Consider the following 11476-nt stretch of genomic DNA (forward strand, 5'->3'; position numbering starts at 1 on the left):
GCGGCACCGTGACCAGCCCCGCGCCCAGCCTGCTGCGCCCCGACGACCCGGTGCTGGAGCCGGAGCTGCGCACCGACACCGAGCGGCCCGTCGACTTGCCCGACAGGGAGCGGGACAGCCGCCCCGACACCGACCGGCGGGACTTCGACGAATGCGACGACGTCCGCGAACTGCGGCTGCTGGAGCGCGCGCTGGAACTGCCCGAGGAGCCCCGGCCACCGCCGGTGACGCCGGTTGGCGGCGAGCCCACCATGCCGTTCGCGCTGACCACCGGGGCGAGACCGCACGTGTCGCAGTACAGCTCGCCGCCGCCCATGTCCTCGTAACTGCCCTCGCAGCCCGGCCGCTGACACGTCCGCTGTGCCTGACTCACGCCTGTTCCCCCCTACGGTCCTCTGGTCCGCCCTGCTGCGGCACGCGCGGCGCGCCGAGCAGTTCGGCCGCCGCCTGCTGGTAGCGCAGTACGGCCTGTTCGGCGACGCGCAGATCGCAGGGCGCGCTCCACAGCATGCGGCGCGCCGCGTCGTAGCGCTCGATGAGGAACGGGTCCTCGGCGAGCCCGTGCCGGGCGACCTTCGCCTTGTACGCGTCGAGCCGGCCGCGCAGTTCGGCACGCACCGCCAGCGGCGCGGTGACCGCGGTCAACGACTCGCGGGCCCGCAGCAGTTCGTCCTCCGCCTTCTGCTCCAGCGACTCCAGGAGCGGCGAGAGACGGTGCCACTGCGCCTGTCGGCGGTACTCGGCGGCCGTCGCCAGCTGCTCCTGCAGCACGGTCGGCGGGCCGCTGACCACCGGCACCTCCGTCGCGGCGATCTTCGCCAGCACCTCGCCGCGCGCGGTGCGTGCCTCGGCGAGGGTGCGGTCCGCGCGGGAGAGCACGTCCCGCAGCCGGACCAGCCGCTGTTCGGCGTCCTGGCGGACCGTCAGTACCGCGTCGATCTCCCGCCGTACGTCCTCCAGGGCGCGCGCCTCACGGTCGTACACCGTGGTGTCCGGCCGGCCGCCGCCCGGTGCCGAACTGCCCTCGGTGGGTACCCAGAAGGCGAGCGGGTCGGTGACCACCTGCTCGCGCAGCTTCGTCAGGGTGCGCGTGATGCGCTCCAGGTCGTCGCCCGCCGGATGCTCGCCCGGGCGCACGCCCACCGAGTGCGCCAGCCTGCGGGTGCGCTGGAGTTCGGCGGCCAGTAAATCGATCCTGGCGGGCAGCGCGGACCAGACGGCGTCGGCGGTGACGACCATGTCCAGCGAGCGGGCGTACAGCTCGTTCATCCGGTCCACCAGCGAGGCCAGTGAGAACCGCTCGCTGAGCCGGCCCGCGGTGGACGGCAGCGCGCCGCCCGCGACCGTGACGGACTCGCCGCGCAGCAGCTCGGTCAGCTCCACCAGGTCCTCGCGGCTGGACCAGCGGCGCCGGGCGCGGACCTCCCGCGCGGTGCGCAGCGCGGCCGAGTACGCGTCGAAGTACGCCCACAGCAGCGTGATCGACGCCTCGGTGGCCGCCCAGCGCTCGTGCGTGATGCCGGTGAGCTCGGCGCCTTCGAGGAGTCTGCGGCCCGCGTGGTCCTGCAGGGCGAGGAGCGAGGTCTCGATCGCCTCGTGCTCCGCGCCGAGCCGCGCCAGCGCACGGTCCACCTCGTCCCGGTCCATCACCGGCCCGGCGGGGTCCGTGACGCCCATCGATCACCTCTCGCTCTCGTCGCCTCAAGTCTGCTGGAGTTCATGCCCGAAGATCGCCTGCTCGACGCCCCGGTCAGCTCCCCCGCAGATACTCCGGGGCGGGTGGCTTCGACGGGCTCGCGTTCTTCCCCAGTGTCGCCGACAGCCATGTGTCGTACGACGCCTGCCAGCCGCTCGCGCGGTACTCCACCAGGATCTGATTGACCCGGCGTACCAGATCGGTGGCGTCCTTCCTCATCGCCACGCCGTAGTAGTCGGTGGTGAAGGCGGCGCCCTTCAGTTCGACCGTCGGGTCCTGGGCGGCCTGGCTGGCGGCGAGCGCGGCGTCGGTGACGACCGCGTCGGCCTCGCCGAGCTGCAGTCGTACCAGGCAGTCGAGCTGGTTGGGGACGGTGCGGGAGATGTCGGCGGAGGCGGCCAGCTTGCCGGTCCTCTTGTCCTCGTCCAGCCGGGCGTAGGCGGTCGAACCGGCGGCCGTGCAGATCCTCTTGTGCGCCAGCGTGGAGCCGTACCCCTTGATCGGGGACGACTTGGGCGCGAGCACCTGCTGGCCGGTCTTGAAGTACGGTGCCGAGAAGGCGACTTCGTCCAGGCGTTCGCAGGTGATGGTCATCGTGCGGACCACCATGTCGACCCGGCCGCTCTTGACCGCCTCGGTGCGCTGGCTGGTGGGGATGGCCTTGAACTGGACGGCCTTCGGGTCGCCGAGGATGTCCTGGGCGATCCGGTGGACGAGGTCGATGTCGAAGCCCTCCAGCTCCGCGTCCTTGTTGTTCGGGTTGCGGTAGCCCCAGCGGTAGCTGTTCTGGTCCACGCCCACGACGATCTTGCGCTTGTCGCCCTTGCGGGCCTTGATCGCGTCGATCGTCGGACCGTCCGCGCCCGACGGGGACAGCGTCTGCTTCTCGGGATCCGTGCAGGCCTTGGCCCGCACCTGGCGGACACTGGCGACGCCCTGCCCCCCGACTCCCGCGCCGTGGCCGCCGTCCGGCTGGCTCAGCGGCAGCAGCAGCACGAAGGCGAGCGCCAGCGCGCACACCGCCGCCATCGCGCCCACGCCGCCCCAGCCCCGCAGAGCGGCCCGCACCCGTCGTGCGTTCATGTTCGCGCCCCCTGTCACCGGTACTCCGAAAGCCTGCGGCCGATACCGAGGAGGGCGCCCGCCGCGCCGAGGACGGCGAGGACGGCGGCGCCGGCGGAAAGGCCCGTCATGGCGTCGCGGCCGTTGCCCGCCGACCGCTGGAACTCGGCCTGTTCGTGGGCGAGGGCGTGCTGCAGGTTGAGGTCGACGGCGTCGAAGCACTCGCCGGTCGCGCCCTTGGCGCCTATCACCAGGTCGAGGGCCTGCTGGTAGTTGCCGTTCTCGTCCTCGGAACGGGCCGCCGTGTGGCGCTTCTTCCACTCCGTCATGTTGCCCTCGGCCGCCTGGACCGGCTTGCCGCCCGCCTGGTCGTCGGCGAGCTTCGCCGCCTCGGCCAGGCCCTTGCCGAGGGCGTTCATGTCCTTGTCGAAGTCGTAGTAGTAGGTGTCGTACGTCTCGTCGCCGACCTTGGTGGTCTGGGCGCCGCGCGCCACCAGGCTGAGGTTCTCGTTGCCGCGTGCCTTGAGGGAGGCGCTGCGGGCGTCGTGCAGCACGTTCAGCGAGCGGACGCCGTGGTCGTAGGAGCTGTTGAGGCCGGCCCGGGCGACGCTGTGGCCGATCACCAGCCAGAGCAGCACCACCGTGGCGGTGGCCGTGGCGGCGACCAGTCCGTGGTTCAGGACGCGGTTGGTGCGCCGGTACTCCCGCTGCTGGGCCCAGGCGAGCGCGGCCAGGGCGAGGACGCCGAGCGCGATCGCCGCCCAGGGATAGGGCGTGGCGTCCGCGTAGTCCGCGCCGAGCCGCTGGTTCTCCTTCTCGTAGAGCTCCTCGGCGGCCGGGAGCATCTCGTTCTGCATCTTGTCGTTGGCGTAGCGCAGGTACGCGCCGCCCACCGGGTAGCCCTGCCGGTTGTAGGTGCGGGCGCGCTCGATCAGGCCCTTGTACACCGGGAGCAGTTTGTTGATCTTGGTGACGGTCGCCTCCGAGGAGGAGCCCGGCTCGGAGGCGGCGGCGGCCGTGACGAGCCCCGCGGCGGCGGTACGGATGTCCTTCTCGTACCGGTCGCGGGAGGCGGCGCTCTCCTGGCCGCCGGCCAGGAACCCGCTGGACGCGGCCGTGTTGGCGTCCGCGAGGGAGCGGTAGATGTCTGCCGCGCCGGAGCTGAGCGGCTGGCTGCTGTGCAGCACGTCGTCGGCGGCGGTCGCGCGCTCGGTCGTCTGCCAGGCGGTGACCGCGCCGAACGCGACGACCAGCAGGGCCAGTACGGCGCCGATGATGCGCAGCCGCCCCGGTTCCGTGGTCGCGGCGGCCCGCAGCCGGTCGACGCCCTCCGCGAACGCGGTGCGGCGGGGCACGGGTGCGGGCGGTGGTGCCGGGGCCGGCGGCGGTGCCGGCACGGGTGGCGCCGCGCTGCTCGTCGGCGGGTGTGTCACTTTGACCTCCCCCATGGTCATCTGCTCGCCGACCAGTATCACCGCCAGGGGTGACATTGGGCAGCGGGGGGCAGCTTTGTCACCTCCCCGTGCCCTTGAACACGCGCCGGGATTCTGTTCGGTTCCCCCTGGCCACCGCCCGGATCAGGCACCGTCCTCCCAGTGGCTCCGCGCCCGTTCGCCCGCCCGGGACCCCGCTCCCAGCCGGTCCAGCCCGAGCAGCGCGGCGCCCAGCACCGGGCTCGCCGTCACCACCCGGGGCACCGCCTTCGGCGCCCGCGCGGCCAGCAGCTCCCGGATGCCGTCGTCGAGCCGGGCGTGCCCGGCGGTGAGGACACCGCCGCCCAGCAGGACCGGCGTCTCCTCGTCCAGGAGGTCCAGCCGCGACAACGCCACCGTCGCCATGGTCACCACCTCCTCCGCCAGCCGGTCCACGACCGCGCGGGCCACGGCGTCGCCGCCGGCCGCCGTGGCGAACAGCACCGGCGTCAGCTCGTGGCGCCGGACGGGCTCGACCCGTTCCAGGTGCAGGGCCTCGATGAGGGCGTACATGGAGTCCAGCCCGAAGTGGGCCGGGAGCGTGCGCGCCAGCTCGGTCGGCTCCCCCCGGCCGTCCTCCGCCCGCGCCGCGAACCACAGCGCCTCCTCCGCCAGGCCCCAGCCGCCGCCCCAGTCACCGGAGATGCGGCCCAGCGCCGGGAAGCGGGCGGAGCGCCCGTCGGGGCGCATGCCGACGCAGTTGATGCCCGCGCCGCAGACCACCGCGACGCCCCGGGGCTCGGCCACGCCCGCGCGCAGGATGGCGAAGGTGTCGTTGCGGACCTCCACCGTCGTGCCCCACGCACGCGCGTGCAGCGCCGCCGCCAACTGTTCCTCCTCCACCGGCAGATCGGCGTTGGCCAGGCACGCCGAGACATGCGCGACGGAGTCCACCCCGGCCGCGGCACAGGCCCGGGCGACCGTCCGCGCCAGCTCGTCCACCGCCGCCGGCACGCCCACCGTCGGCGGGCGGAACCCGCCGCCGCGAGCGGTGGCCAGGACGCTGCCGTCCGCCGCCAGGATCGCGACGTCGGTCTTGCTGTTGCCCGCGTCGATGGCGAGGACACTTGCGGTCAGGCCCACGCGAGGTGCTCCCGGTTGTGCGCGATCAACTGGTCGGTGAGGGTCTCGGCGTACTCGTACTGGCCGATCAGGGGGTGGGCCAGCAGGGCCCGGAACACCCGCTCCCGGCCCCCGCGCAGCGCCGCCTCCAGCGCCAGTTCCTCGTACGCCGTCACGTTCGCCACCAGCCCCGCGTACAGCGGGTCGACTTCCGGCACGGGCAGCGGGACGGCGCCCGTCGGCCCGACCGCCGCCTGCACCTCGATCACCGCGTCGTCGGGCAGGAAGGGCAGGGTGCCCCGGTTGACGGTGTTCACCACCTGGTACGGGCTGCCCGCGCCGCCCAGCAGGGCCGCCGCCAGGTCCACCGCCGCCTCCGAGTAGTAGGCGCCGCCGCGCCTGGCCAGCAGCTCCGGCTTCTCGTCCAGCGCCGGGTCGGCGTACATCGTCAGCAACTCCCCTTCCATGGCGGCCACTTCCGCCGCGCGGGAGGGCTTGGTGCGCAGCTCCCGCACCACCGCGTCGTGCGCGTAGTAGTAGCGCAGGTAGTACGACGGGACCACGCCCAGACGGTCCAGGAGCGGGCGGGGCAGCCGCAGGTCGTCGGCGATCGTCTCGCCGTGTTCGGCCAGCAGCTTGGGCAGGACGTTCTCGCCCTCGGGGCCGCCGAGGCGGACACCCGTCTCCCAGGTGAGGTGGTTGAGGCCGACATGGTCGAGGTGGACGTCCGCGGGCGTCACCCCGAGCAGGTTGGCGAACTTCCGCTGGAAGCCGATCGCCACGTTGCACAGTCCGACCGCCCGGTGCCCCTCCTGGAGCAGGGCGCGGGTGACGATGCCGACCGGGTTGGTGAAGTCGATGATCCACGCGCGCGGGTTGGCACGGCGGACCCGCTCGGCGATGTCCAGGACCACCGGGACCGTGCGCAGCGCCTTGGCCAGGCCGCCCGCGCCGGTCGTCTCCTGGCCGATGCAGCCGCACTCCAGCGGCCAGGTCTCGTCCTGCTCGCGGGCCGCCTGTCCGCCGACGCGCAGCTGGAGCAGCACCGCGTCCGCGCCCTCGACGGCCGCGTCCAGGTCGGCGGTGGTGACGACCCGGCCGCCGTGGCCCTGCCTGGCGAAGATGCGGCGGGCGAGGCCGCCGACCAGCTCCAGCCGGTCCGCCGCCGGGTCGACCAGCACCAGTTCCTCGACGGGCAGGGTGTCCCTGAGGCGTGCGAAGCCATCGACGAGTTCGGGTGTGTAGGTCGAGCCTCCGCCGACCACGGTGAGTTTCACTGGAGGGTGCCTCGCTTCCGGGTGCGGGAGAGGACGATCATCGGCCGGGGGTCCGGGGGTTGTCCCCCGGGGAGATGCAGCATGCGTGGATCAACCCTTCACTCCGGTGAGCGTGACGCCCTCGACGAACGCCTTCTGGGCGAAGAAGAACACGAGGATCACGGGGGCCATGACCAGGACGGTGGCGGCCATGGTGAGGTTCCAGTCGGTGTGGTGCGCGCCCTTGAAGGACTCCAGGCCGTACGAGAGGGTCCAGGCGCCCGGATTTTCGGAGGCGTAGATCTGGGGGCCGAAGTAGTCGTTCCAGGCGTAGAAGAACTGGAAGAGCGCGACGGCCGCGATGCCGGGCCTCGCCATCGGCAGGACGACCTTCAGCAGGGTCCGCAGGTCGCCGCAGCCGTCCACCTTGGCCGCGTCCAGGTACTCGTTCGGGATCGTCATCAGGAACTGCCGCAGCAGGAAGATGGAGAACGCGTCCCCGAACGCCATCGGGATGATCAGCGGCCACAGCGTGCCCGACAGGTCCAGTTGCTTCGCCCAGAACAGGTACATCGGGATGATGACCACCTGCGGTGGCAGCATCATCATCGAGATGACCAGCATGAGGGACAGATTGCGGCCCCGGAAGCGGAACTTGGCCAGCGCGTACGCCACGGGGATCGAGGACACCACGGTCAGGACGGTGCCCAGGCCGGCGTAGATCAGGGTGTTCTTCCACCAGGTCAGGAAGCCCGGAGTGTCGAACACCTTGCGGTAGTTGCCCCACTCCCAGGTGTGCGGGATCAAATCGCGGCTGAGCGCCTGGGTGTCGCTCATGAGCGAGGTGAGGAAGACGAAGACGAAGGGCAGCGTGAAGAAGAGGGCGACCGCGAGGCCGAGGGAGTGGATCGCGACCCACTCCAGGACCGCCCGGCGACGGGCGGTGCGCTCGGCGGGTGAGGCGGGGGCCGTCAGCTCGACCGGCTTTTCCAGCACTTGGGTCATCGTCATTCACCTGCCTGGATGAGACCGCCCCGGCGCCGCATCAGGAACGCGGTGAACACCATCGACAGGGCGAAGAGGACCAGGGCGACGACGCACGCGGAGCCGTAGTCGAAGCGCTGGAAGCCGAGGTTGTAGACCAGCTGGGGGAGGGTGAGCGTGGACTTCTCCGGATACCCGGGCTCGAACTGGGTGCCCGCGCCCTGGATCACGCCCGAGGCGACCTTCCCGGCGATGAGTGGCTGCGTGTAGTACTGCATGGTCTGGATCACGCCGGTGACGACGGCGAACATCACGATCGGGGAGATGTTCGGCAGCGTCACGTACCGGAACCGCTGCCAGGCCGACGCCCCGTCCAGCTCCGCCGCCTCGTACTGCTCCGTCGGTACGTCGAGCAGCGCGGCCATGAAGATGACCATCAGGTCGCCGACACCCCACAGGGCCAGCAGGGTCAGGGCCGGCTTGGACCAGGCCGGGTCGTTGAACCAGCCCGGGGCCGGGACGCCGATCTTCTCCAGGAGCGAGTTGACCGGGCCGGTACCGGGGTTGAGGAGGAAGGCGAAAGCCATGGTCGCCGCGACCGGCGGGGCGAGGTAGGGCAGGTAGAAGAGGGTGCGGAAGACGCCCGTACCCGTCTTGATCTTGGTGATCAGCATGCCGACACCGAGCCCGAAGACGACCCGGAGCGTCACCATCACCAGCACCAGCCACAGGGTGTTGCGCAGCGCGGGCCAGAAGAGCGGGTAGTGCTCGAAGACGTACGTCCAGTTCTTCGTTCCGCTCCAGGTCGGCGGCCGGAAGCCGTCGTAGTGCATGAACGAGAAGTACACCGTCGAGAGGAGCGGATACGCGAAGAACACCGCGAAACCGATCAGCCAGGGCGACATGAAGGCGGCCGTCCGAAGCGCCGCCCGGCGGCGCTTCGACGCGAGGGTGATGGTGCTCATCGCTACTTGGCCTGCGCGATGTCCGTGTCGATCTGCGCGGCGGTCTTCTTCAGCCCCGCCTCCAGGTCCTTGACCTTGCCGCTCTCGTAGTCGTACCCGAACTGCTGGATCGTCACCAGGTACACGCCGCCGTTGATCGAGGCGGGGCTCGTGGTCGAGTTCGGGTTCGCCGCGATGTCCAGGAACGTCTTGAACCGCGGGTCGTACTTCAGCTTCGGCGACTTCAGCGCGGCGAGCGTGGAGGGCACGTTGTGGATGGCGTTGGAGAAGTCCACCACCGCGTCCGTGTTCGTGGTCATGTACTTCACCAGCTCCCAGGCCGCGTTCTGCTTGTGGCTGGTGGCGGCGATACCGGCGATGGTGCCGGTGATGTAGCCCTTGCCGTACTGGTCGGCCTGGTCGTCGGGGACGGGCAGCGGGGCCACGCCGATCTCGAACTTGGGCTTGGCGGCGAGTGCCATGCCGAGCCGCCATTCGCCGTCGAGCTGCATGGCGACCTGGCCGGTGTGGAAGGGGTGCTTGGCGCCCCATTCGTCGCCGAGCGTGGAGCGGAACTTCTCCAGCTTCTGGAATCCGCCGAGTTCGTCGACGAGCTTTTTCTGGAGGGTGAAACCGGCCCGGAAAGCGGGGTCCTTGGCGATGTTCGACTTGCCGCTGGAGTCGAAGTACGTCGGTGAGAACTGCCCGAAGTAGTGCTCGGTCGTGGATTCCCAGCCGTGGTAGTCCGGCATGAATCCGAGCTGCTTGTAGCTGTCGCCCTGAGTGATGGTCAGCTTCTTCGCGTCGGCCTCGAATGCGGACCAGGTCTTCGGCGGACTCTTGATGCCCGCCTTCTTGAACGCCGTCTTGTTGTAGTACAGCCCGTACGCGTCGCCCAGCAGCGGCACCGCGCAGCGGTTCCCGTCGAACTGGGTGTACTCGTTCATCGCCTTCGGGAACGTCGTCTGCGGGTCGATGTCCGACTTCTTGAAGAAGGGGTTCAGGTCGACCAGGGCGCCCGAGGAGCAGAACTTGCCCACGTTGTTGGTGGTGAAGGAGGAGATGACGTCCGGGGCCTTCTCGCCACCCGTCCGCAGCGCCTGGTTGATCTTGTCGTCGGTCATGTTGCCGACGACGTTCACATGGATGTTGGGGTGCGCCTTCTCGAACCCGGCGACCAGGGACTCGACCGCCTTCACCTCGTTCGGCGCGCTCCAGGCGTGCCAGAAGTTGATGGTGGTGTCCTTCGAGGCGTCGTCGGAGGCGGCGGACGGGGACTGGCCGGTACAGGCGGTGGTGAGCAGCGCCAGCGAGGCGGTAAGGGCAAAAGCCGTCTTTCGGACCACTTCGGGTATGGCTTCGGGCATGACGGGGTCTCCCTGGGGCGGGGCGATGAGGGAAGGGTCGTGCGGGAAGAGAGCCGTGCGGGAAAGAACCGTGCGGGACGTGCGGGAGGACTCAGCGCGAGGTGTCGAAGACCTCGTCGCGGGTGGTGGCGAGCGCGCTCTCCAGCGCGCCGCGCAGGACGGGATGTTCACGGACGTCGCCCACGACCAGGCGCGGGCGCGGTGCCGCCAGTTCCTCCAGCTCGGCCTGGACGAGCGCGCGCAGCACCTCGCCGCCGGCGGTGAGGGAGGCGCCGCTGAGGACGACGAGTTCGGGGTCGAGGACGGAGACGAGGGAGGCGAGACCGGTGGCGAGCCGGGTGGCGTAGGTCTGCAGCAGTTGCCGGTGCGGTCCGCCCGCGTGGTCGGCGGCACGGGCCACCAGTTCGGCGGCGGCCTCGGCGTACGGGCCCGTGGGTACGTCCTCGACGCCCAGCTCCCGGGCCAGCCGGGGGATGGCCTGTGAACCGGCCAGCTCCTGGTAACCGCCGCTGTTGGCCTTGGTCACCTGGCGGACCAGCGGGGTGCCCGGCACCGGCAGGAAGCCGACCTCGCCGGCGCCGCCGGTCCAGCCGCGGTGCAGTCGCCCGCCGAGGACCAGGGCGGCGCCGAGGCCCTCCTGGTTCCACAGCAGGACGAAGTCCCCGTGGCCCCGGGCAGCGCCGAGCCGCTGCTCCGCTATCGCGACGAGGTTGACGTCGTTCTCGTACTCGACCGGCATCGGCAGCGCGGCGGCGAGTTCGTCGAGCAGCGCGGGGGAGTGCCAGCCGGGCAGGTGGGAGGCGTAACGCAGGCGGCCGGTGCCCGGATCGAAGGCGCCCGGGGTGCCGATGACCAGCCGGTGGACGTCGTCCCGGGCCAGTCCAGCGGCCTTCACCGCGCCGTCGAGGGCGTCGGTGACCTGCCGGACCACGGGCTGTTCCGGGTGCCTGCCGGGGGTGGGCAGTTCGTACTCGCCCACCGTGCGGCCGGTGATGTCGGCGACGGCGGCGCGGATGCGGCCGGGAGTGACGTCGAGCCCGGCGGCGTGGGCGGCGGCGGGGTTGACCGCGTACAGCTGCGCGTTGGGGCCCGGTCGGCCCTCGCTGGTGCCGGTGGCCAGGACCAGGCCCGCCGCCTCCAGGCGGGCCAGCAGCTGGGAGGCGGTCGGCTTGGACAGGCCGGTGAGCTTGCCGATCCGCGTGCGGGACAGCGGCCCGTGCTCCAGGAGGAGATCGAGGGCGGCGCGGTCGTTCATGGCGCGCAGGACGCGTGGGGTGCCCGGCGTACCGGCGGATCCTGCCATGTGGGTCGACACCTGCCTTTCCAGCTGCCCAGCTTCCCAGCGACCGGGGGATCACGTCCACTCGTCGACCACTGTTAGGAAAGTTTCCTATCGGGTGGGAGGAAAGTAAGCCCAGGACGAAGAGGACGTCAATAGACACCGGCCCGAGGTGACGCAGTCTTTGAATCACGACTGCGTCACGATCTTCGTCTTCGCAGGTCGAAGGGTTTTCCTGCACAGCTTCCTGCTCTTTGATCCACTTCGTGCCCCATGAAGTACCGCTGCGGAAGCCCTGGCTGACCGCGCTGGAGTCGATCGCGCCCCTCATGGCGGTGCAGTGCCTGATTCGTT

10 protein-coding genes are annotated in these 11476 nt (G+C 70.9%); 1 reads left to right on the forward strand and 9 read right to left on the reverse strand.

The window, feature by feature from the left end:
• The first annotated feature begins 8 nt into the window (after window positions 1-8).
• On the forward strand, window positions 9-326 hold the full coding sequence (locus tag ACZ7L0_RS13015; RefSeq protein WP_471242506.1) for a hypothetical protein: 318 nt from the start codon (window positions 9-11) through the stop codon (window positions 324-326).
• A 43-nt stretch (window positions 327-369) separates the two neighbouring features.
• Here ACZ7L0_RS13015 and ACZ7L0_RS13020 read toward each other — a convergent pair whose 3' ends face one another.
• The 9 genes from ACZ7L0_RS13020 to ACZ7L0_RS13060 form a co-directional block, all read right to left on the reverse strand.
• Entirely contained in the window at window positions 370-1677 is a 1308-nt protein-coding gene (locus ACZ7L0_RS13020) for a hypothetical protein (protein WP_471242507.1), read from the reverse strand.
• Between the two features lie 73 nt (window positions 1678-1750).
• Window positions 1751-2779 (reverse strand): glutamate ABC transporter substrate-binding protein, encoded by a 1029-nt coding sequence (locus ACZ7L0_RS13025; RefSeq protein WP_471242508.1) that lies wholly within the window; start codon window positions 2777-2779, stop codon window positions 1751-1753.
• 14 nt (window positions 2780-2793) lie between these two features.
• Window positions 2794-4206, reverse strand: coding sequence for a hypothetical protein (locus ACZ7L0_RS13030; protein ID WP_471242509.1), 1413 nt, complete (start codon window positions 4204-4206; stop codon window positions 2794-2796).
• Between the two features lie 129 nt (window positions 4207-4335).
• Window positions 4336-5313, reverse strand: a complete 978-nt coding sequence (locus ACZ7L0_RS13035; RefSeq protein WP_471242510.1) for an N-acetylglucosamine kinase — start codon at window positions 5311-5313, stop codon at window positions 4336-4338.
• Window positions 5304-6569, reverse strand: coding sequence for a 6-phospho-beta-glucosidase (locus tag ACZ7L0_RS13040; protein ID WP_471242511.1), 1266 nt, complete (start codon window positions 6567-6569; stop codon window positions 5304-5306). The genes ACZ7L0_RS13035 and ACZ7L0_RS13040 overlap by 10 nt, the downstream gene beginning before the upstream one ends.
• 90 nt (window positions 6570-6659) lie before the next feature.
• Entirely contained in the window at window positions 6660-7553 is an 894-nt protein-coding gene (locus ACZ7L0_RS13045) for a carbohydrate ABC transporter permease (RefSeq protein ID WP_471242512.1), read from the reverse strand.
• A 2-nt stretch (window positions 7554-7555) separates the two neighbouring features.
• Window positions 7556-8497, reverse strand: a complete 942-nt coding sequence (locus ACZ7L0_RS13050) for a carbohydrate ABC transporter permease (protein WP_471242513.1) — start codon at window positions 8495-8497, stop codon at window positions 7556-7558.
• Window positions 8498-8499: 2 nt separating this feature from the next.
• Entirely contained in the window at window positions 8500-9843 is a 1344-nt protein-coding gene (locus ACZ7L0_RS13055; protein WP_471242514.1) for an ABC transporter substrate-binding protein, read from the reverse strand.
• A gap of 91 nt (window positions 9844-9934) precedes the next feature.
• Window positions 9935-11146, reverse strand: coding sequence for an ROK family transcriptional regulator (locus ACZ7L0_RS13060; protein ID WP_471242515.1), 1212 nt, complete (start codon window positions 11144-11146; stop codon window positions 9935-9937).
• Window positions 11147-11476 lie beyond the last annotated feature (330 nt).

It is taken from the genome of Streptomyces sp. NPDC039424 (assembly GCF_055639495.1).